The organism is Bradyrhizobium sp. IAR9 (genome assembly GCF_013408065.1).
Classification (GTDB): domain Bacteria; phylum Pseudomonadota; class Alphaproteobacteria; order Rhizobiales; family Xanthobacteraceae; genus Bradyrhizobium.
This window is the reverse complement of the sequence record NZ_JACBZW010000021.1, coordinates 1-21,455: the sequence shown is the minus strand read 5'-3', so window position 1 is coordinate 21,455 and position 21,455 is coordinate 1. Positions and strand designations below refer to the sequence as shown.

Sequence of the window (21,455 nt, the reverse complement as noted above, 5' to 3'; positions counted from 1 at the left end):
AAATTTCGAAGTCCAATCCGTTACCGCTAATGCATACGACGGAGGGTTATCACGTAAAGAAAATCATAGGCTCCCGAGTTCGACGTCGAGCGCGTTCATCTTCGACAGCATGGATTCGAGAAAAAGTAGCCAGGCGCAGCTCTCCTTAGGCAGCTAGCGATGAAAAAATCAGCCGGCACGACCTACACAGAAAAACTGCTCGTAGATTTTTGCGAGCGATCTTTCCTCAAGCTATGGAGCTATCCCAACCCCCACAAAGACGATGGCCACGAGCTCTGCGACTTGCTCGCCGTGTTTGACAAGCACGTCTTCATCTTCTTCGACCGGGAAAACGTGTTGCCGGAAAGCTCTTCATCGGATCCGCAGGTGGTGTGGGACCGATGGAAGCGCAATGTGATTGATCGCCAGGTCAGGACTGCTCACGGCGCCGAGCGCTATATCCGCAGCGGACGCCGGATATTTTTGGATCCTCGTAAAACCCAACCCTTCCCACTCAGGATCAATCTTGAAAATTTCATAGTGCACAAGATCATCGTTGCGCATGGAGCGAAGGAAGCCTGCGAACGCGCCTCTGAATCGAATATCTACGGAAGCCTTGCCATCAGCTATACGGACAGAGGTGACGGTCAAACCCGACCTTTTCACATCGAAATAGATCGTCGTAAGCCAGTCCACATACTAGACAGTCACAACCTTCCAATCGTCCTTGGAGAGCTCGATACGGTCGTCGATCTTTCCGCCTATCTCGATGAAAAGGTCCGAGCAGCAAAACGTTTTCCTTGTCTGAACTATTGCGGCGAAGAGGATCTGCTTGCACATTACCTCTGGAATTATGACGAAAGCGTCAAGCGGCACGTGATCGGGCCCAAAGATGAGAGCTTTGACTTCGTCACGATAGGTGAGGGCGAGTGGCGGGACTTCATAGCAACCGCCGTCTACAAAAACACAAAGAGAACTAATGAAGTCTCCTATTTCTGGGACCGATTGATTCAGCGCACATGTGAGAATAGCCTCAATGGCACGCTAGGTGGAAACTCGAATATATTCCGCGGCGAGAGCGCCATTTACGAGATGGTGAAGGAGCCGCGCTTCATGCGTCGAGGACTTGCAGAGAAAATGCTTTCTGCTGTTCAGAAATTCCCTGAAAGTGCGGGGCCGTTCGCCCGCCAGGTTACCTTTCTACCGTCATATCAGTCCGGCATAGGTTACGTTCTGCTGCAGCTGCGCGTACCGGGGAGTTATCGAGCCGAAGCAGATTACCGCGAGAAGCGCCAAGCGATACTAGAAATTGCTTGCGGTGCAGCTAAGAACAAGTTCGGCCACCTCGTGAAGGTGATCGGAATTGGCATCGAGGCACCCAAATTCGCCGATTCAATCGCTGAAGACTTCATCCTTATGACTTGTGATGATTGGACTGACGCACAGAGAAACCACTACGAGGAGCTAAACCAGGATTGGAGGTTCTTCGCGACCCCCCATCTTCGGGAGCACCGTGATACAGTTACACAATTTGTGCCGACTGACTCTGAAAAGTGAACTTGGTGCGTTCTTATCTGATGCTGGCCAATCATTGTGCCGATTCTAGTCCCGGCTTAGGTTTGGTGGGGGGGCAGGCGGCCCAGGCGTTCAATCGTCGCCGTCAATGACGCGATGGACGCGTGTGATGACGTACCCCTTGGGCACTCCATCTACCAACTGTACGTCTGCATCGATGATGTAGGTGGTGTCCTTGAGTGGATTTGGTTGGCCTTGCACCATCTGCTCTTTCAAGCCCGCATCCTCGACAAAGTATACGGGCAGAGCCTTCTCCGAGACTGACGGAATTATTGCCTTGTCGCTCGTGCGGCCCGTGCTCTTGCCTGCAGATCGGCTTGCCTGCTGGAAGAAGAGCATGGCCTCGCGAATCGGCTTCGTAGAGGGCGGTTCTTCGGGTGGTGGAGCGGGGAGCGCTGGACTTGCCAGTTCAGCATCGATGGTCAGTGCCGCGCGGTTGAGCTCTGCTTCATCGAAGCGATACTCGATAACGGTCGCTTTTTCTCCGTCGCGCCGCTCAAATCGAGCGTGCGAAATTTTAAGATCGGATCCTCGCCGGCCGACGAGCGGCTTGATGAACTCTTTGACATCCCGCGCATCCTCCTTCGAAGGGGCGTCCGCTTTTGCCGGGACTTCCGCTCCAGAAAAGGCTCGTATGGCTTTGGCTACACGGTCGGTAAAATTTGCGATGACCATCGCCTGCTGCATGAAGGGCACGGCCTGCCCGAGCATCACGACGTAGGGGACGATTTCCGCGATTACACTTCCATTTTCCAGCTTGGAGATGAAAAGGCGCGGAGTTGTGTCAGGATCGGCGGTCTGCCCGTGATGCCTGGCATAGAATCGTGCAAGTGCAGCAAAGCTCGCGCCGAGACCCTCAAGGTCTATAGGACCGCCAGGATCAAGCTGAATGACCATCCGGTCTGCTGTATCTTCTACGGTGGCTGGGACGGGGCTGATCATGAGGCGATACTACACGGCCTTGCAACCGATGGAAGTCCGCCCGATCTGCGACGTTAGCATGACTGTGCTGAGATCGCTGAAACCTGCTCTCCGGCCATTAGATGCCCGACATTGTCTGGCCACCGTTTCAGAACCTTGCTGAGTATCCCATCGCGATCATGGTGAATATGCCAACCCAGCCGGCAATTGAGTCGCTCCGATCGGGATTCCTCATGTCGAAAGCGGATGGCACAAGCCGCTGAAATTTCGCCGTCACTAGAACCCCTGCGAGCCGTTTTGCTGTCCGCACCTCACGAACGGAAGTGAGTTCGTTGCGCGGCCCAGTCCGCGGGGAATGGTTTCAGCAACGATTTCAGCTCGAGGGTTTTGCTTTGCCGACCATCCAAGATGGTCTGGACTAGATCGGGAGCTAGCAAGGTAAGACGGAGCACTCGGCAGACGTAGGACTCGTTGACCAATTCGCGTTTGGAAAGTTCTGCTGCGGAGGCATAGCATCCGGTCTCGATAAGTCGGCGCCAGCAGTGCGCTTTCGCTAGAGCTGCGATCAGGCTGTTGCTTGGTCGTGATCGAGGAGGGGTCCAAGCCTCTACGCCGGCTGGCACTACAATCTGCTTCCTGCCGCCGCTCTGCCGGAAATCGACCGGGATGCTAACGACTAGCTCGCGCCCATCGCGGCTGAGCCGCGCATTCGGTTTGGATTTGGTTGTCACGCGGCCTCCGCGATACGCCCGTTGCCCTTCAGATCCGCGATCAGCGAGGCGAAGCCGTCCACCCGAAGGTGCACATCGACCTTTGCAGTGTCGACGACCACCTTAGCTGCAATAAGCTGAAGGATGCGGGATTGTTCGGCAGGGAATAACTCGCCCCACACCTGGTCAAAATCGACGAGGGCGTCGCGGACCCATAGCTCGGTCGCCCCGGGCATGTGGGTGCGCATTTGCTTCCATGTCGCGACAATCAATTCGGGCGAAGCGAGTACGCGCCGGACTTGGTCGACGACGATCTCCTCGATCTCGCCTGCGGGGACACGAAAGGCGACGCTGGCTGCAGCCGCACCTTTGAGTGTCTGCTGGCTGACATAGTACCGATAAAGCTTGCCTCGACGGCGAGTATGAGTGGGAGACATCGCAACGCCAGCGGAATCGAAAATCAGCCCCTTCAGTAGGGCAGGGGTCTGCGCCCGGTGCTTTGCGGCTCGCTTGCGGGGGCTCTCCTGCAGGATGGAGTGCACCTGGTCCCAAAGCTTACGGTCGATGATCGCGTCATGCTCGCCCGGGTACGCGGTGCCCTTGTGCACGGCGTCTCCAATGTAAGTCCGGTTATTGAGCAGCTTGTAGAGCACGCCCTTGTCGATGGCCTGGCCGTAGCGATTCCGAACGTCCTTCTGCTTTAGCTCTCGGGAGAGGAGGGTGGCAGATCCCAGCGTCACGAACCTGCGGAATATCCACCTGACGGTCTCCGCATCCTTGTCATTGATCACCAACTTGCGGTCTTTGACCTCGTAGCCGAACGGGGCCCAACCGCCCATCCACATGCCCTTCTTGCGAGAAGCCGCGAACTTGTCGCGGATGCGCTCACCGGTGACCTCGCGCTCGAATTGGGCAAAGGACAGCAGAATGTTGAGTGTCAACCGCCCCATGGACGTTGTGGTGTTGAAGGCCTGCGTGACCGAGACAAAGGTGACGGCGCGTCGGTCAAACGCTTCCACCAGCTTGGCAAAGTCCATCAAGGACCGCGACAGCCGATCGATCTTGTAGACCACTACCACGTCGACCTTGCCGGCCTCGATGTCGGCCAGGAGACGCTTGAGGGCAGGGCGCTCCAAGGTACCGCCGGAGAACCCGCCGTCGTCATAATGGTCCGGAACGAGAAGCCAGCCTTCCTGCTTGTGGCTTGCCACATAAGCCTCGCATGCCTCTCGCTGGGCCTCCAGGGAATTGAACGCCATGTCCAGGCCTTCCTCGCTGGACTTGCGGGTGTAGACCGCACACCGCAGCTTGCGAACGATCGGCTTGCTCATACCGAAACTCGCTGGCTCTTCAGGCCAAAGAAGACCAGGCCATTCCACCGCGTGCCGGTGATGGCTCTGGCGACCGCAGAAAGCGATTTGTATGGCCTGCCTTGGTACTCGAAGTCGGCGTCGCGGACCGTCACCCGGTGCTCGACACCCTTCCACTCCCGAATGAGACGGGTGCCGCTGACGGGGCGGTCCGAATTTTTGTGCCGAACGCGCTTGCTGCCCTTGCTCGGCAGGTCGGCCGCCAAGGCTTCCAGGCGCCGGACGGTGTCAGCGGAGAGTCCACCGTACGCCAGCTCCTGGATCCGGTACGCCAACCGGCTTTCGAGGAAACGGCGGTTGTATGGAGGCGGCTCAGACCCAAACAGCTCGCGCCAGCGCGCCTTCAGCGTGCCGACCGGGGCACTCTTAAGAGCCAAAATCTGCGCCAAAACGCCGCCGCTAGCCATCCACCATTCTCCATTCCAAAGGCGCGGCATGTCCGCTCTGGTCGGGCGAGATGTCGAGTGAAACATCTCCCGTGTGATCGATTAATCCGCTTGCCTTTCGGGCCTGGATCCGGCTGAGGCCGAGCGCCAAAAGCTCGGCGATTTCGGAGATTCGGTGCGGTGGGGATGGTTCAGACATGCCCCCAAACTGCTGACCGCAAGACAGCCGTCCAGCAAAATCCGTTCTACGTGCAAAGCGTCGCGCTTCGTCGCTCGCAATGGTACTTAGTCGTCTCGAACAGATTGTGCAGAAGCCGGCGATTTGCCTCGCACTCTCTTAAAAGCAGAAGAAAATTCGCAAAGTGATTCGGGAGATCAGGCGTCGGCATGCCGAACGAGAAATGGACGATCGCTCAAGCCATCCAAGAGGCCGTCTCAGGCGACCTCTATGAGCAAGTACATGCCGCTCGTATAGCCCGAGGCCGGAAAGCTCCATTCGTAATCAGTGTTGGATTGCACGGATTTCCTGATCTTCGCCATCGAGAATTCCAAATTAAAGACCGCGAATGGAAGCAGCTGAAGTTCCAGGCCGAGGACGGTCTTCGGAAGACACTTCTAGCTGGCGAGCTGTCGTCCACCGGACGTTTTGGAAGTGTTGCAGCAGAGGAGCGATTTATCCCGCCTAGTGGTTGGCAACACATCAAGATCATCGACTGGCAGAAATCGACCGGTCGCGAGATTCCGACAGGCACGACAGTCTTTGACATACGCCTATCTATCGCCCGACGGGCGAAATCGGAGCGCGTAGACAAGGCAGTTCAGAAGGCCACGACTAGCCAAGGAAGAGAAAGAGCATTTGTTCGCTTGCTCATCCGCATCATAAAGGATTCTCCTGAAAAGCCCTGTCTCACCCGCAAGCAGTTGGAGAACGAGGCTGTCGCCGAGAAGTGGCTTTTAGGCCCGCGTGCGATCAATCGCTGCTGGAGCAAGGCAGTCACAGATGCAAAGGCACCTGCCTGGCGAGCCGAGGGTCGAAGGAGCCCGAAAGCACTTGCCGCGCTGCCAGAATGGGCCCGTGAAGAGCTAGGTCTACCGAGTTAGCCAAGCGCGTTCCACGTGAAACCGCCCAATTACGCCGGATTGCGGCAGAGACCTTTCGGAATCGATACACCCGTATTGAATACGCTAATTTAATCGCAGCGACTATTACGGGCCGCTGAGAACGACATTCTGACCCCGTTCGATTTGAAAGGGGTTATCGATGTCCAACAGCTCGTCCCTGGCTCTCCTCACCGAGGAGCAAGCCGCCGATTTTCTCTCACTCTCTGTGCGTACCCTCCAGGCCTGGCGCCTGCGCGGCGCCGGCCCAAAGTTTGTGCGCGCGGGCCGCGCGGTTCGATATCAGCAGTCTGAGCTGATCGCCTGGATCGCCAGCAACACCGTCGGGCGATAGTCCAGGCCATGAAGCGGCATTGGATGCCTCTCTATATCGCCGATTATCTCGCCGGCACCGCTCACCTCACCACGGTGGAGCATGGCGCGTACCTGCTCCTCCTTATGCATTACTGGATTAAGGGCGAACCGCCAGCGAGTGACGATATCGCCCGCCGTGTCACGCGAATGACGAACCGTCAGTGGGCTAAATCGTCGACCGTCCTGAAGTCTCTTTTTTGCGACGGTTGGCGGCACGATGTGCTCGACCTCGAATTGGCGAAAGTCATTGAAAAGTCGACGATCGCTTCTGCAAACGCACGCAAATCGCACGCCGACCGAAAGCCGAGGCCTCTCCATCCGCAAGAGACAAACACACATCACAATCAGAATCACAATGATAGTGATGTGGTGAAGGGATCGGACCCCCCCGATCTAAAGCTTAGCAGCGAAAGCCCAGAAGCAGAGAGGCTTGCTCAAGCCTTTCTCAGCGCCGCCGGCTTTCCCGATCGGTCACGCGCGCCGCCTGGTTGGTACAATTTGCTCGATCGTGCGGGTCTCTGGGCCAAGTCCGCCTATGCAGCCAACATGATCATCCAGGAGACCCGGCAAATCACCGCGAGGTCGTCCAGCCCAAAACCATTAGCCTACTACGAGAAGGTGTTCGCGACCGCATTCGCGCGCCTGCAGCAGCCATTGCCAACCGTACCAACGCCGAGCGCGGAGACCGCCTATGTCCGACGAAGATCAAACCAACGGCAATCCATTCGGGAAGTTCTCGATGCACGGATCGCCGCAGCCGAACAGCAAGACAAGTCAGTCCGATGCGACGAAGTTCGCGAAGTTACTCCTCGGCTCGTACAGCCGAGCGGAGATTGATGATCCTGAGGTCTTTGCGGCAGCCGTGGTCCGAATATTTTGTCACTATCCGTTCGAGGTTGTGGTTCAGGTCTGCGATCCGGTGTTTGGTCTGGCTACGAAGTTGAAATGGTTTCCTACCCTCGCCGAGATCAAGTCGGAATGCACTGCGGTGTCAGCAGAGTTCGCCCATCGAGAGCGGCGCAAAAACTTGGGTAAATCTATTTCTCCTCCAGAAGATAGGAAGGGCCGCCCCACCATGGCGGAGCTAAAAGCGAAGTATGGACCAAACTGGGGGATCGCTCAGGAAGACAAATTATCTGGTGCGATCATGAACAAGCCCGACTTCAAATGCATGACGAATGAGCAACTAGCCGAGCACTACAAGAAGTACGGCTTGGGTTGCTTGATCAAGAAGTCCCAGGAGTAACCTGGAGTGGATTCATCGAGAGGTATGGGTTCGGCATCGAGTGAGCGCGGAGGTGTTAACCGCGTTAACCGTGTTAACCTTGGAATTTAGATGGTCCGACTGGCGACGTAGCGCGGGAGTTGATGCCCGCGTCTTGTCGATTTGGCTGTCAACCCCTCTGTCAACCATGTCAACTTTGTCAACCTAACTTTTGAAGTGCTTCGGCTAGCGCGAGCGAGCGGTGCGAATTACCCGCGGTCGCTCGGGAAGCCAGAGGGACCCGTGAAACAAAAAAGGGCCGACCGCGATGAAGCGATCGGCAGCTGGATGCAGCGAAGTCTAGGGGGAAACACCCGAGGAGGGCAGCGGCAGGGCCAACCAAGCATGGCCGCACGCGTGGAGGCAGCGCATCTGGCCGGTTCTGTCTCAATAGCGGACCTGTGGTGGGCGCCGTGGCATGGGCAGCTTGTGACCTTGGCTGTGTGAAAACGCCGAGATAGATGAGAGCGATAGAAGAAGTTGTTCGTCCAAGGCCGATCTAGCGCTCATGTTCGCAAGCGACTTCGAGTTAGACGGCGAACTGAAGAACGCTATTCTATCCGTCTTTCGCATTCTCGCGTTTTTACACAGCCAGGACCCATAGCGGACATGTGCCAAGGACCATCGCCGCAAAGCCTGTAAGCATCCAGAATGTGACAATTGTCACATAACCCCTCCTTGCCTTTCGGCAGGCTATGCCTAGTCTGCGCACATGTTATCGGGGACTGTAATGGGCGCTTTTCGTTGGCTTTTTTTGTTTGTTTCGATCTGGCTGATGTGCGGCTCAGCCTACGCCGAGCGTCGTATGGCGTTGGTGATCGGCAATTCCGCCTATAAGAGCGTACCAAAGCTCTCCAACCCGGCGAACGATGCAGCCCTGGTTGGTGGCATGTTCAAGAAGGCCGGGTTCGACTGGATCGACATCAGGACCGATCTGAACGCTTCAGAGATGCGCAAGGCATTGCGCGACTTCGGCGGGCGCGTGCGAGATGCGGACGTTGCGGTCATCTACTACGCCGGTCACGGCATCGAGCTGGACGGAGCCAACTACCTCATTCCGACTGATGCGGCTCTGGAGACCGACAGCGACGTTCTCGACGAGACCGTGGCGCTTGATCGAGCCCTGTTCGCCGTCGAGCCTGCGAAGCAGCTTCGGCTCATCATTCTGGACGCCTGCCGCGACAATCCCTTTGCCAAGTCCATGAAGCGAACTGTGGCTGCCCGTGCCGTCGGGCGCGGTCTCGCCAAGATCGAGCCGACAAGCCCCAACACGATGATCGCGTTCGCCGCAAAAGCAGGGTCTACGGCGTCGGACGGCGACGCCAAGAACAGTCCGTTCGCCGCAGCACTTGTCGAACGACTACCAACACCCGGCCTCGACCTACGCAAAGCATTCGGCTTCGTCCGAGACGACGTTTTGAAGAACACCGGCTATAAGCAGGAACCGTATGTCTACGGCTCGCTCGGCGGTGATGATGTAGCCCTCGTTGCGGCACAGCCAACGGGCCCACAAGCAAGTCCGGAGGACGCGGTTCGTAGAAATTACGAGCTTGCCCTGCAACTCGGCACCCGCGACGGCTGGACGGCTTTCCTCAGCCGATATGCCGATGGTTTCTATGCCGACTTGGCGAAGGGCCAACTCAACAAGATCGCTGCTGAGGAAGCTCGCGCTGTGGCCGCCGATAAGGCGCAGCAGGCTGAAGAACACAAGGCCCGGCTCGCTAGTGAACGTGCCAAGAAGGCCGAACAGGACAAGGCGGCCGCCACGGCCAAGGCCGCTGAGGATGCAAAGATCGCCGCTGAGAAGGCCAAACAGGTCGAGGAGGCGAAAGCCTCCGCAGCCGAGCAACGGCGCAAAGAGATCGAAGCCGCTGTTGCAAAGGCTCTGGCCGATCGGCAAATAGCAGAGAAGAAAGCAGCCGATCAGAAGGTCGCGGCTCTCCCATCGCCTGCGGCTTCGCCTGAACCGGCGCAACCCTCGCAAGAACTCGCGAAAGCGGTCCAGTCAGAATTGCGTCGGGTGGGCTGTCTTGCAAATGCGGAAGAGGCAGATTGGGGTGCCAGGTCACAGCGTTCCTTGACACTCTTCAACAAGTACGCCGGGACGAAGCTCAACACGACGCTCGCAAGCTCCGATGCGTTGGATGCGATCAAGGCCAAGTCAGTCCGCGTTTGCCCCTTGGTGTGTGATCATGGGTTCAGGGCCGATGGAGATGCCTGCGTGAAGATCGCTTGTCGCGCAGGCTATCGGGTCAACGATGACAACGAATGCGAGAAGGCACAGGACAAGAAGCCTGTCGCTACTAGGGAAGAGCCGCGCAAGCGGGATACGGAGCGGCGACAGGTCGAGACCGCTCCATCGAACAAACCGCAAGCCTCTGGCCAGCTATTCTGCAATTCCGCTGGGTGCCGTCCTGTCGGCAAAGGTTGCAGAGTAGAGGCCGCTCCCGTCAGTGATCAGACCTCCCCGATGGCCGGCCGCACCAGAGAAGTGTGCAATTGACTCACGTTCCCGTCAGAACTCGCGAGGCGGGCTCGGCCAATGTCTGCTTGTGGCCCTTAGCCGACCTGCCGCGACGCCTGCCGATCCGTCGACTTTTGACCCGAAGCAGACCTGCAGAAGTTCTTCAATCTGCAGGTGGGATTATATTTTTTGATACATTGCGAGGGCTCGACGCTTGCTAAGGTTTCCCGATCATGTGGGGGCAGGCATGGACCGTTTTACTCGCACATTATGCGGTCCAAGTTCGAGCGCCGCCATGCGCACGACCTGCGCAATGCCGTCGAACGGGCGTTGGGTAAATGCGATCCGCCGGGACCATTCAAGACCAACATCGGTAACGGCCGGATGCACACAGCGGAAGGAACCATTGGCTCGGGCGCGATGAGTAGCCTGTTTGGAGTTCGGCTCCTGAAGCGGAGCTGGAGGCGCCCCGGTCACGGAAAAAGCGTTGCTCTTCAAGGATACGGCGATACGCGTCTATCGCCTGGGCGGAGTGGAGCGCGGATCATCGGTGAGCGGCTAGGATGCATCCGGGGAAGGCGTCAGATTGCCAAGCGCACGTCTCTTGATAAGGTGACGGAATTGTCGGGGACGAGGCGACTCAGCGAATGGTTAAAGGGGTAGACAAGGTCGGGCTCGAGAGCTCGATTCGTGCGGTCGAACGAGAAACTCTCAACGATCGCGTGTACCGCGAACTCCGGACTATGATCATGTCTGGAGGCTTCGCGCCCGGCTCGGAAATGAAGCTCCGAGCTCTGGCGCAAAGCCTACATGTTAGCCCGATGCCGGTTCGAGACGCCATTGGGCGCCTAGTCGTCGAACGTGCACTGAAAATGCTCTCCAACCATCGCGTCATCGTACCTGAAACGACGATCGATGAGTTCTTGGAAATTCGCAGAGTTCGGATTCTTCTGGAGGGCGAGGCGGCGGCCCTGGCATGTCAGCACGTTAGCCCTGACGTCATTGCTTCCCTCAAGCGCATCCATGAGAAGATTAAATCCTTGAGTGGAAATAAGCAGCGTCAATTTTGGGCGCTGAACCAGGAGTTCCATTTTACGGTGTATGAAGCGGCCAAGAGCCCCTTATTACTTTCCCTGATCGAGTCGCTGTGGCTCCAGATCGGGCCTGTTTTCAACCATATTCCGATCAACTTGACCTCGGAAGGCGCCCGCGGCCATCAGCGAATTATAGCTGCGCTTAGTGCCGGCGATGCCAAGGCAGCAAGGGCGGCGCTAACAGAAGATCTTATGAAGGGCGGCGATCGCATCATCGCGACCTTAATCCGGGACAAGCAGCCGGCCCACTAGCCGTCCAATCCTCCACCCAAACTATCCAAATTCAGACACGAAGCTGGGAGTGCTGCGCTGCTCCTAGTTGCGCGTGCTGAGGCGCGCTCAAAGAATCCTTGACTCAATTGTGATTTGTTATCACAAATCACAATTGAGAGCGCGAGGATCGCTCGCTTGGGAGGAGATTTGCGATGAGGTGTCTAGGTGTGGTTCTCGCAGGTGCGTTGATGTGGGCGAGTTCGGCGCGCGCTGACGATGCACCCATCAAGATTGGCGTCATGAACGACATGTCTTCGGTTTATGCCGTGGCTGGCGGTCGAGAGACCGTTGAAGCCGTTCGCATGGCGATCGACGACGCGGGGCCGGTGCTGGGCAAGAAGGCCGAACTCATCTTTGCCGATCATCAGAACAAGCCGGACGTCGGCTCGGCAATCGTGCGCCGCTGGTATGACGTTGAGGGTGTTGATGCGGTCGTCGACGTACCGAACTCGGCGGTTGCTTTCGCGGTCCAAAGTCTTGCCAAGGAAAAGAAAAAGATTTCGCTATTTGTTGGCGCCCTGAGTTCCGACGTGACTGGTCCCAAATGCGATAATTACACGACGCAATGGGCCGTCGACACGTATTCGCTGGCGAACGTAATGGGAGCCGCTGTTCTCAAGCGGGGTGGCAACCGCTGGTTCTTCCTCGGCGCCGATTATGTATTCGGACGCGCCCTTGTGCGCGATACCAGCGCCGTAATCGAGGCCAACGGGGGCAAGGTCCTCGGCGCCGTCTACGCGCCGCTGAACACTTCCGACTTCTCCTCCTTCCTCTTGCAGGCGCAGCCGACCAATCCGAACGTGATCGGCCTTGCAAATTCTTCGGACGATACGGTCAACTCCATCAAACAGGCCGTCGAATTCGGTCTCACCTCAAACGGTGCGACTTTCGCGGCTTACGTGCTCTTTCTGGAGCATGTCCAAAGCATCTCGCTCAAGGCCGCCCAAGGCTTGCTTCTGGCCAATCCCTTCTATTGGGACTTGAATGACCAGACGCGTGCCTGGTCGAAGCGCTTCGAAGAAAAGATAGGTCATCCGCCGGATTGGGATCCTGCGATGTCGTACAGCGCGGTGTTCCATTATCTCAAAGCAGTCAATGCCGCCGGATCGCGCGACGCGGACGCCGTCGCCGCAAAGATGCGCGAGCTACCGGTCAATGACTTCACAACCAAAGACGGGAAGGTGCGTATCGACGGCCGTGTGTTGCGCAATCTCTATCTTCTCCAAGTCAAGAAGCCCGAGGAGTCCAAAGGAAAGTGGGACCTCTACAACATGGTGGCTACAGTACCTGGAGATGAAGCGTTCCGTCCGCTCCAAGATGGCGGATGTCCGTTGGTGAAGGCCGGCTCGGCCAAACCGTAAGCGACGTAGCAAATTGTCGCGCGAAGCGGGGCTGCGGTCGTCAATGATAAAAACTGGATCGGGTCAATGGTGATGAAGAGTGGCGGCCAAGCCGTCGTTGACGTTCTCAAGGCGGAAGGCGTGAAGTTCATCTTTGGTATGCCTGGCGGCCATACAATCGGAATTTACGACGCTCTCTACGGACAACAGCAGATCTCCCACATTCTCGTGCGGCACGAGCAGCATGCTGCAAGCATGGCTGCCGGCTATGCGCAGCTTACCGGTGAGCCCGGCGTGTGCTGTGTGACGGCAGGGCCCGGCGCCACCAATTTGGTCACGAGCGTAGCGGAAGCATATGTCGGTGCGTTGCCGATGGTCATCATCGCGGGGCGTGGTGCCACTCGCAACGCGCATCGTGGCGCAAGCCAAGAAATCGACCAAGTCAAGATTTTTGCCGCTATCACGAAATGGGGCGCCCGGGTCGACCGACCGGACCTCATTGTCGAATGCCTGCGTCAAGCGTTTACCATTGCCCGCTCGGGCAAGCCGGGTCCTGTGCTCATCGATATCCCTCAGGATATCCTTGGAATGCAGTTTGACGTCGGCGACTATCTCCCGGTCGGCAAGCCAGCTGCGGTTCGGGGTGATAGCGACCGCATCAAGACCGCGGCGGCGGCTCTTCTCGCGGCAAGAAGGCCGCTAATTGTCGCCGGTGGCGGCGCCGTAGCCGCAAACGCGACGTCTGAAGTGCGTCAACTCGCGGAGACGCTGGGTAGTCCCGTCGTCACGACGCTCGCAGGGCGTGGCATTTTTCCTGACGATCATGAACTCACGGCTGGCGGCATCGGTCATCATCGGCAGGATGTCACAAAGTATCTTCTGCCACACGCCGACGTCGTTATCGGTATCGGCGCTCGCTTTGAACAGCAGGAAACCAACTGGAAGCCGGAATATATTCCGGCGCCGGCAGCCACCTATATCCAGATCGATATCGATCCGAACGAACTCGGCCGCTCGGTCGTTGCGACCATCGGCATCACGGGAGATGCGCGCCTGGTTCTCCAGGATCTTCTCACGGAGTTAAGAACAAAGGGTACTGGTCAGCGCACGGCCTCCAAGGAGTGGCTCGCCGAGTTATCGAACCGGCGCGCTGCGCTCGAAACGGAGCGCGAAAGCATGGCGAGCTCTAATGCCACGCCAATTCATCCGATTCGGATCTTCGACCGCATCCAGCGCGTGTTCCCACGCAATGCGACCGTCGCCATCGACGTCGGCGTGATCGCGCAGGGTATGGGTGGCGCATTCCCGTACTTTAAGATCTTTGAGCCACGCGCGACGATCGTGCCCTCGAGCTTCTATGGAATGGGCTTCGCGGCATCGGCTTTTCCCGTCGCACGCCTCGTCTATCCTGACCGGCCTGCCGTCTGCTTCGTCGGTGATGGATCCTTCCAGATGGTGATGAATATCCTTCCCGTTGCCGCCGAACTCAAGCTCGGTGTCACGTGGTGCATATTCAACGATCACGCCTTGGGCTCGATCCGCGACATCCAAGTGCATGCGTTCAATGAGCGGTTCATTGGGACCGAATTCGCACTTGATCTCGATTACGCGAGTCTTGCAGTCGCCTCCGGCTGCTACGGCGAGCGTGTCACCGATCCCCACCAGGTCGAGGCCGCCCTACAACGGGCGTTCGTCGCCAACGAAAGCGGTAAGCCCGCAATTCTCGACTTCGTCGTCGCCAAAGAGCGCACGACGGCTAGTAGGGAGTTTTTTGCACGATGAAACCACTCTCATTCGGACAGCCGGTCGGCGGACTGGTGCAGGCAGCCTATACGGTCGAAAACATCGATCAGGCGATGATGCATTACGTGAAGGCGCTGAATATCGGGCCTTGGTTTGTGAGCGGTCCTTTCGTGCCTGCCAAGGGAATGTATCGAGGCCAGCCGACCGACATGAGCCTGACTCTCGCCGTCGCCTTTACCGGCCACATGATGATCGAGCTCATTGAGCAGCACGACACCAAGCCGTCGGTCTATCAAGAGACGATCAAGGTCAAAGGTCACGGTTTCCATCACTGGGCCGTCTGTTCCAAGGACTTCGATGCGGACGTCGCCCGCTACGAGGCTGCCGGCTACCCAGTCGTGTTCTCCGACCTCTCGCCGCGCGGCGTGCGGATCGTCTATGTCGATACCCGCCGCGACTTGCCGGGCATGCTTGAGGTGATCGAGACGACGGAGGCGCTCGAAGGCATCTATCACAGCTACTTTGCAGCGGCGCAGAACTGGGGCGGCAAGGATCCCATCCGGCGCTGGTCACTCAAACAAAGGGCCACGACGTGAAAACCCAGGATCTGTTCGACGTCACTGGCCTTTCTGTCGTTATTACCGGCGGTGCCAAAGGCCTGGGTCGGGCCTTCGCCGAAGCAATGCTCGACAATGATGCACGCGTCGTCCTGCTGGACAAAGACGAGTCTAGCCTCGATCAGGCCGTGTCCGAGCTCAAGGCGCGCGGCGATGTAGCCGGCGTTGCCGTCGATGTTACGGATCGCGATGCAGTCAGGGCCGCTGTCAACAAAGCCGTCGAACGAAACGGCCGCCTCGATGTCGTGTTCGCCAATGCGGGCATCGACGCTGGACCGGGTTTTCTGTCGATGGCTGGCGAACGGGATCCGGAGGGTGCGATCGAGGCCGTCCCGGACTGGCTGTGGGACAAGGTCATCGATACGAATTTGACCTCGATCTTTTCGACCATTCGAGCCGCTGTTCCGCATATGAAGCGACAGAACGGCGGACGCATCATCCTGACCTCGTCGATTGCGAGCATCAGGCCAGGTGCTATCGTCGGTATGCCCTATCAGATCTCGAAGGCGGGTGTGTCGCACCTCGCCAAGCAGTCCGCACTTGAGCTCGCCCGCTACAACATTCTCGTCAACGCAATCTTGCCGGGTCCGTTTCTGACCCAGCTCACGACGCCCGACCTCAAGAAGCGCTTCGAAGCCGGCAGCCCTATTCACCGCGTCGGTCGACCCGAGGAGATACAGGGGCTGGCGCTTTTCCTGGCTTCACCAGCGTCTAGCTACATCACGGGGACCCATATCGTCATCGATGGCGGCGCCTTGCTTGGTCGCGCTGACTAAATTGATCTCGAACGTTAAACCACGAGAGACACGATGAAAGCCGCTGACTTGTTTGACCTGTCCGGACATGTCGCCGTCGTTACAGGCGCTGCGTCTGGCCTTGGACTCGCGATTGCGCAAGTGATCGCAGCCAATGGAGGGCGGGTCGCAATGCTTGACATCGACGAGGGCAAATTGAAGCAGGCGGCGGCTGCCATTGACGAAGCCGGTGGAGCCGTTGAGACGTTCAGCGTCGACATAGCAAAGGCCGGCAAAGTCGAAGCTGTCGTGGATGCTTACGTCGAAAGACTTGGCCGGCTCGATTGTGTGTTTGCGAACGCAGGCGTGAGCGGTGGCCCCGGATACGGTAAGCCCGAAGGCGAGCTCAAGGCGGCGTCCATGGAGCTTTGGGACGCCTGCCTTCGGGTCAATCTTGATGGCGCTTTTCGGACAATTCGCGTGGCGGCAAAACATATGAAGCCACGGCGGCAGGGATCGATCGTCGTGACGTCTTCCGTCGCGGCGCTGCGCGCGTCGGCGCTACCGAGTTACGGCTACCACGCGGCAAAGGCCGGCATTGCACAGGTGGTGCGCGTCGCGGCTCTCGAGCTTGGTCCACACAATGTGCGTGTCAATGCCATCGCGCCAGGTCCTTTTCGGACGAATATCGGCAATGGCCGGATGCATACGCCCGAAGGTGCCGCGGCGTTTGCAGATACCGTGCCCTTAGGGCGGCTTGCCGAACTGGATGAGATCAAGGGGCTCGCGCTGCTGTTGGCGTCGCGAGCTTCCACATACATGACCGGCGCGATCATTCCGGTCGACGGCGGAACGCAGGCCTGAGGGCCGCGCAATCGTGCCTTTGCAGCGCCTAAGAATCCGGACGTCCTGAGCAAATAAGCCATCGTCGAGAGCTTGCCGCTAACGTCCCTCGTAAACGGGCGGACGCTTTTCTGCCTCGGCATCGCGGCCTTCCCGGAAATCCCGGGTCGCGTACAGCGCACGATATTGGTCGTCGAGCTTGCCCAGCGCCGTTTCGGAGTCATCGAGCGCCATATGCGAGGAGGCCAGCGACGTCTTGATGCCGAGAGGGCCGCATGCGGCGATCTTGCTGGCGATCTCGACAGCCTTCGCGAGAGCCGCATCCCGGTCCGGGGTCACTTCCTGAACCATTCCCATCCGGAGAGCTTCCTTCGCTCCCCAATGATCGCCGGTTAGAATGAAGCGCATCGCATTGCCCCATCCGGCCTCTCTGGGGAAACGTACCGTTGCACCGCCGCCGGGAAAACGGCCGTGCGTGTTCTCGTCCTGACCGAACTCCGTGTCTTCCGACGCCACGCGTATGTCAGCGACAAGAAAAAGCTCGTGCGCCATGTTCCAGGTGTCGCCATGCACCGCGACAACCAAGGGCTTCGTGAGCGCCGGCCTGGTGCGCCTGAGAGGGTCGATAAAGCCGGGTCCATCCATCATCTTTTTTCCGGACTGAGCGAAGGCCTTGTAGGCATCGACATCGATACCTCTGGAGAAGCGATCGCCATAGCCGAACAGAACAGCGGCACGGAGGGAGGGATCGCGATCGTAATTGTAGTAGGCTCGCGCCAGGCTCTCTGTCGCGTCCGGGTCCAGCCGGTTGTCGATGTAGGGCCGGTTGATGCCAATCAACACGGTCTGGCCTTTGCGCTCGATAGTGATCTTGGCCCGCTGATCGTACGGAATATTCTCCATGCGCGTGGACTGTGCGGTCTCGTCGGCCTGTGATGTCATCGACGTGTCTCCGGGTTTTTGGGCCTGCAACGCGATCGCCTTCCGGATACGGAGATGGGCAAAGACGGAGGACCCGCAAGAGGGCGTCGATCACGATGCAGGAAATCGGATCAGGAATGACGCGGGCAATCGTGCGAATTCAAAATGCTGTCGCTGCTAAGTCCGAAATTGGCTCGTCTGCGAAGTTGCGCCGTGTCTGTCGGAGGTCCGCCCATCGCGGTAGAGCGGACCAGATTTGCTCAACCTGAGTTCTTCGCATTTCGACCCATTGCGGACCTCGCCTGTGGCTAACCTGACGTCGTTCTAGGTAACCGGAAAAAGCTTGAGCAATGAGATGGGGCGGCCGATCAGCGCTTGTCTGCCGTTTGGCCGCTGGCCTTCTTCTCGAGTTCATCGATTCGGTCGAGTGCCTTGCTAAGGAGCTCGCCTAACACCAGCAGTGTTGAGTAGAGCTGCTGCGACATACCGGGTGTCGCAGCATGTATCACTCGCTTTATTTCCTCTCGCATTGCCATGGCCGTTCTCGCAGTGCCTTTCCTGATCGGAACAAAGTAGACGCGTCTTCGTCGGATCTGCGCAAGTCGAAGTCACTTGCGGCGATCCTGCTCAATCCGATTGGCAGTCGCGAGTTTTCCCTCGATGTACTGCTTTAGATCACCGACCTCTTTCTCAAGGGCCTCTCGTGGGATGTGTTGGTTCTTGGCCCCCTCAACGAGGCGGCCAACCAATTCGTCCACGCTTTGTGAAGCGCCCGGCGTCCCATATTGCTCCGCAGGGTGAACGCTGTTCTCGACCCAAAAATCAATGTACTCGCGTGTCGTCGTTGGCATGTGACCAGTATCGAATTGAGCTTCGCGTGGAGAGTAATTATATGCAGACCTGGGGGCAAGGCGGCGCCCGCACAGCGGTGCCAGGCTTAGCTATCGGACGTTCCAGTTGTGGGCCTGTATGCCCCGGCTTCACGGGCCATCCTGCTTCCATCCTCAGCGGCCTAGTTCTATTTTCGCAGTGGCCTGTTTCGCCTTTTGAGCGCATAAACGGGCATGCCCGATTCCCACTGCCGAACCTGCCACTGTGGAGCGGTCTATAGCCGAACCGAGGCGATGGCCCCGGGTCGGCAGATCGCCAGCTTCGAGTGCTCGGTATGCGGCGCGACCATGGAATCGTGGAACACCGCTTGGGTGCCCACCTATAGATTGATTGCTGGCCCCGTCCGCCTTCCGCGACCCAGCTAGTAATTGCAACTCTTAGCAATTCCGCGGATTAGCCATTGATGGCAGAATCGTTCGGCACTTCATTCACTATCGTTGAGGTGACCTCGGACGACGCTCCGCAGCCAACGAAGCAGATGTGGCTCGCCTTAGCCAAGCCTAATCAGGCATTGACGCTAGTCCTTGCTGCCGTTCCCGAAGGCTGGATTGCGGAAGTTGTACCAGCGGTCCTCACTGAAAAGCAGCAGAGGATGTTCGAGGAACTCAACCTCAAACCTGGCGATGTTTACAGGATCGCTCCAGAGTAAGGCATCCTCGGGGGGCAACGTCTGCTATTTCCTCTAGGCCCAACATGGCACGATGGGGTTCCCTTTCCGACCGCCTTCCTACATAATTCGGCATGGCAAAAATAAAAGTGAGCTTCAAACCAGTCCGTAAATCCGAGGGCGACTGGGCTATCATCGCCGAGTACCCGGGCGCAGAAGCGCGAGAGATTACGGGCTTCGCGAGCAAAGCCGATATTGACGAGTGGATGAACGGAGAGCGTCGGATCGCTTGGCTCCGATCACAGGGTTACGCGAAGTGACTCGATGACCCTTCAGGTGCGCGTCCGGTGCTTTTGGCGTGGCTGAAGGTCTGGACTCACTTGTACTCATCCAGCTCCCTCAACCAAGGCGTCATCCTCGCGGAGATCAGTGAAGATACGAAAGCTGATCTTCCGTAACCACGCGCTCAATGTTCTCGGACCTGCACTTGATGCGATACCTTACTCGTCCATCGGACTCGATCGGCATGCACTGTACGATCGTGTAGATCCTTGGCAGTTCAGTTGCGGCGCGTCCTTGGGGACCTTGAGCGTGGTGCCGAACCTCTTCATTTAGCTTATAGGCGTATGACATTTTTTCCTCGATGTTTGCGGCTCTATCGGCGGTCTTGCTAGTCTTCAAGAATGGATTTTGTAGCCTCGAATATCTGTTCCGCGGTGCCCTTAATCGTGCCCTTTGCCCAAGCTTGGAACACCGTGACGTAGGCGTTCTTGTAAGCCGCTTCGTCCGCGGAGAAGTAGACTTCGTCTGTGGCAGTGTCCAAGACAAGCGCTCCTGTATCGATACAAATTTCCTCGATCAGGACCAGGCGTTCTTCTTGCTCGGCTAGATGACGTTTAACTATGCTCATTGAGTCTCCTGCGTGGCACTGAGGAATCACGTTCCCGATGCGGCTGGTGAACACGCTGACGTAGTCACCGGGCATAGGCAAGGAAGCCGCAGTGGCGCCCGCTTTCGATCTTTTTACCTGCTTGAATGAAAAACCCCGCCCCGATAACTCGGGAGCGGGGCAGGACCACAAGCTCTACCAGTACATCCGTGGCTAGAGCGACAGGTCTGTCGTGCTCTTAACTAAGCAGCACGAAGATTTTCGGCAGCGGACTTGCCCGTGCGACGGTCTGCGACGACGTCATAAGACAGCGTCTGACCTTCGCTCAGAGTACCCATACCGGCACGTTCGACCGCGCTGATGTGAACAAAAACATCGTTGCTGCCATTTGATGGCTGGATAAAGCCGAAGCCCTTTTGGGTGTTAAACCACTTCACTGTACCTGTGTTCATCAGGTCTTCCTTTCGTATGCGCGCAGGACCTGGCGCACGGAGTTGCGGCCAGTCGTCCGGTTAGTCGATGTTGGAGAATGTCTGAAACGTGCGCGCCGTCAGGATCTGAGGCGAAAGCGGAACAGTTGTTCGGCCAGTATCGATATATGAGACAATACACTAGCAGTTGAGAGACTTCAAGAAGAAAGCCAGCGGTGCATCACGCGGCGCTGCACGAATGCGTTGTGACGATGCCGACGAGGTGGCATTACGAGAACCGGCCCATCGCCTAACGCGCGTCGGACGATGGGCCGTTCCGGGTGGATGACGAAAAACCTAGAGGGGTCCAGGTATCGCGCCACAGACCGATATCTCAATCAACGGAGCGCCGAGTCGTTCCTGTCAGAAGCGCCAGACGCTAATTTACACGCCGGCCGAGTCGAGCGCTCTCGGCCTGGTTGGCCTCCGAGAGCTTGTCTCTCACGTAGCTGCGAACTTCCCCGATCTCGGCCTGCAAGTCGGTTTCCGAGATGTCCTGCTCCTTTGCTGACGCGACAAGACGGCTGGTAAGCTCGGCCTCGTCCTGAGAGGCTCCAGGAGCCCGGAACTGCTCCGCGGGGTGAACACTGTTTTCAACCCAGAAGTCGATGAACTCGCGTGCCTTGCTCACCTAAGCCTCCCGGCGTCTGCCGACCGCAGGGTAATGTTCACAGACAAATCGAGCTAGACGGCCTTGAATGGACTCGCAGGTCTTCGGGCAGTGGAGCGATTATCCAAGATGATCGGAGGTCCTTCAATCCGCTGGTTCGATTGGGAGCGCCTATAAGTCCGCTTTTGATGCTGTGGACGGCTCCTCCACGGGCACGAGAGTGCCAAGGATGGGGCGCCGTTTGAGGCTCCCACGATTCGGAGGAGCAGCCTATGCAATCA

At 57.9% G+C, this 21,455-nt stretch carries 20 protein-coding genes and 1 pseudogene; 13 read left to right on the top strand and 8 right to left on the bottom strand.

Annotation, left to right across the window (positions count from 1 at the left end):
* Positions 1 to 159: 159 nt before the first annotated feature.
* Positions 160 to 1,536 carry a hypothetical protein gene (locus tag GGD67_RS36450; RefSeq protein ID WP_179739692.1) on the top strand — a complete coding sequence of 459 codons (1,377 nt, stop codon included), beginning with the start codon at positions 160 to 162 and terminating at the stop codon, positions 1,534 to 1,536.
* 90 nt (positions 1,537 to 1,626) lie between these two features.
* Here GGD67_RS36450 and GGD67_RS36445 read toward each other — a convergent pair whose 3' ends face one another.
* The 3 genes from GGD67_RS36445 to GGD67_RS36435 all read right to left on the bottom strand — a co-directional run bounded on the left by GGD67_RS36445 (position 1,627) and on the right by GGD67_RS36435 (position 4,962).
* Complete coding sequence (locus GGD67_RS36445; RefSeq protein WP_179739690.1) at positions 1,627 to 2,451, bottom strand: hypothetical protein; 825 nt, start codon at positions 2,449 to 2,451, stop codon at positions 1,627 to 1,629.
* 751 nt (positions 2,452 to 3,202) lie between these two features.
* Entirely contained in the window at positions 3,203 to 4,516 is a 1,314-nt protein-coding gene (locus GGD67_RS36440) for a recombinase family protein (RefSeq protein ID WP_179739688.1), read from the bottom strand.
* Entirely contained in the window at positions 4,513 to 4,962 is a 450-nt protein-coding gene (locus GGD67_RS36435) for a DUF2924 domain-containing protein (protein WP_179739686.1), read from the bottom strand. The genes GGD67_RS36440 and GGD67_RS36435 overlap by 4 nt, the downstream gene beginning before the upstream one ends.
* Before the next feature lie 366 nt (positions 4,963 to 5,328).
* On the opposite strand from GGD67_RS36435, the gene GGD67_RS36425 reads away from it, so the two are divergent.
* The 11 genes and pseudogenes from GGD67_RS36425 to GGD67_RS36375 all read left to right on the top strand — a co-directional run bounded on the left by GGD67_RS36425 (position 5,329) and on the right by GGD67_RS36375 (position 16,807).
* Positions 5,329 to 6,042, top strand: a complete 714-nt coding sequence (locus tag GGD67_RS36425) for a hypothetical protein (protein ID WP_179739683.1) — start codon at positions 5,329 to 5,331, stop codon at positions 6,040 to 6,042.
* 160 nt (positions 6,043 to 6,202) lie between these two features.
* A complete protein-coding gene (locus GGD67_RS36420; RefSeq protein WP_179739680.1) occupies positions 6,203 to 6,394 on the top strand; it encodes an AlpA family transcriptional regulator in 192 nt (63 codons plus the stop codon).
* 8 nt (positions 6,395 to 6,402) lie between these two features.
* A pseudogene (locus tag GGD67_RS40220) lies at positions 6,403 to 6,639 on the top strand (YdaU family protein); the annotation flags it as partial.
* A gap of 466 nt (positions 6,640 to 7,105) precedes the next feature.
* The gene (locus GGD67_RS39645) at positions 7,106 to 7,660 is read left to right on the top strand and encodes a hypothetical protein (protein ID WP_246784615.1); all 555 of its coding nucleotides are present in this window, start codon (positions 7,106 to 7,108) and stop codon (positions 7,658 to 7,660) included.
* A 748-nt stretch (positions 7,661 to 8,408) separates the two neighbouring features.
* The gene (locus tag GGD67_RS36405) at positions 8,409 to 10,181 is read left to right on the top strand and encodes a caspase family protein (RefSeq protein WP_179739674.1); all 1,773 of its coding nucleotides are present in this window, start codon (positions 8,409 to 8,411) and stop codon (positions 10,179 to 10,181) included.
* A gap of 608 nt (positions 10,182 to 10,789) precedes the next feature.
* A complete protein-coding gene (locus GGD67_RS36400; RefSeq protein ID WP_179739672.1) occupies positions 10,790 to 11,488 on the top strand; it encodes a GntR family transcriptional regulator in 699 nt (232 codons plus the stop codon).
* A gap of 173 nt (positions 11,489 to 11,661) precedes the next feature.
* The gene (locus GGD67_RS36395) at positions 11,662 to 12,870 is read left to right on the top strand and encodes an ABC transporter substrate-binding protein (RefSeq protein WP_179739670.1); all 1,209 of its coding nucleotides are present in this window, start codon (positions 11,662 to 11,664) and stop codon (positions 12,868 to 12,870) included.
* A 66-nt stretch (positions 12,871 to 12,936) separates the two neighbouring features.
* Positions 12,937 to 14,631 carry a thiamine pyrophosphate-binding protein gene (locus tag GGD67_RS36390; RefSeq protein WP_179739668.1) on the top strand — a complete coding sequence of 565 codons (1,695 nt, stop codon included), beginning with the start codon at positions 12,937 to 12,939 and terminating at the stop codon, positions 14,629 to 14,631.
* Complete coding sequence (locus GGD67_RS36385) at positions 14,628 to 15,188, top strand: VOC family protein (RefSeq protein WP_179739666.1); 561 nt, start codon at positions 14,628 to 14,630, stop codon at positions 15,186 to 15,188. The genes GGD67_RS36390 and GGD67_RS36385 overlap by 4 nt, the downstream gene beginning before the upstream one ends.
* Positions 15,185 to 15,985: an SDR family NAD(P)-dependent oxidoreductase gene (locus GGD67_RS36380; RefSeq protein WP_179739664.1), complete on the top strand. Its 801-nt coding sequence runs from the start codon at positions 15,185 to 15,187 to the stop codon at positions 15,983 to 15,985. The genes GGD67_RS36385 and GGD67_RS36380 overlap by 4 nt, the downstream gene beginning before the upstream one ends.
* A 33-nt stretch (positions 15,986 to 16,018) precedes the next feature.
* Positions 16,019 to 16,807: an SDR family NAD(P)-dependent oxidoreductase gene (locus tag GGD67_RS36375; RefSeq protein WP_179739661.1), complete on the top strand. Its 789-nt coding sequence runs from the start codon at positions 16,019 to 16,021 to the stop codon at positions 16,805 to 16,807.
* Positions 16,808 to 16,885: 78 nt separating this feature from the next.
* On the opposite strand, the gene GGD67_RS36370 is transcribed toward GGD67_RS36375, so the two are convergent.
* Together GGD67_RS36370 and GGD67_RS36365 are read right to left on the bottom strand one after the other, a co-directional pair.
* Positions 16,886 to 17,728: an enoyl-CoA hydratase-related protein gene (locus tag GGD67_RS36370; RefSeq protein ID WP_246784568.1), complete on the bottom strand. Its 843-nt coding sequence runs from the start codon at positions 17,726 to 17,728 to the stop codon at positions 16,886 to 16,888.
* 587 nt (positions 17,729 to 18,315) lie between these two features.
* A complete protein-coding gene (locus GGD67_RS36365; RefSeq protein WP_179739658.1) occupies positions 18,316 to 18,558 on the bottom strand; it encodes a hypothetical protein in 243 nt (80 codons plus the stop codon).
* 443 nt (positions 18,559 to 19,001) lie between these two features.
* On the opposite strand from GGD67_RS36365, the gene GGD67_RS36360 reads away from it, so the two are divergent.
* A complete protein-coding gene (locus tag GGD67_RS36360) occupies positions 19,002 to 19,247 on the top strand; it encodes a hypothetical protein (RefSeq protein WP_179739655.1) in 246 nt (81 codons plus the stop codon).
* A 628-nt stretch (positions 19,248 to 19,875) separates the two neighbouring features.
* On the opposite strand, the gene GGD67_RS36355 is transcribed toward GGD67_RS36360, so the two are convergent.
* The 3 genes from GGD67_RS36355 to GGD67_RS36345 form a co-directional block, all read right to left on the bottom strand.
* Positions 19,876 to 20,115, bottom strand: coding sequence for a hypothetical protein (locus GGD67_RS36355; RefSeq protein WP_016839771.1), 240 nt, complete (start codon positions 20,113 to 20,115; stop codon positions 19,876 to 19,878).
* 221 nt (positions 20,116 to 20,336) lie between these two features.
* Positions 20,337 to 20,546: a cold-shock protein gene (locus tag GGD67_RS36350; protein WP_016839772.1), complete on the bottom strand. Its 210-nt coding sequence runs from the start codon at positions 20,544 to 20,546 to the stop codon at positions 20,337 to 20,339.
* 397 nt (positions 20,547 to 20,943) lie between these two features.
* The gene (locus GGD67_RS36345) at positions 20,944 to 21,195 is read right to left on the bottom strand and encodes a hypothetical protein (protein ID WP_179739652.1); all 252 of its coding nucleotides are present in this window, start codon (positions 21,193 to 21,195) and stop codon (positions 20,944 to 20,946) included.
* Positions 21,196 to 21,455 lie beyond the last annotated feature (260 nt).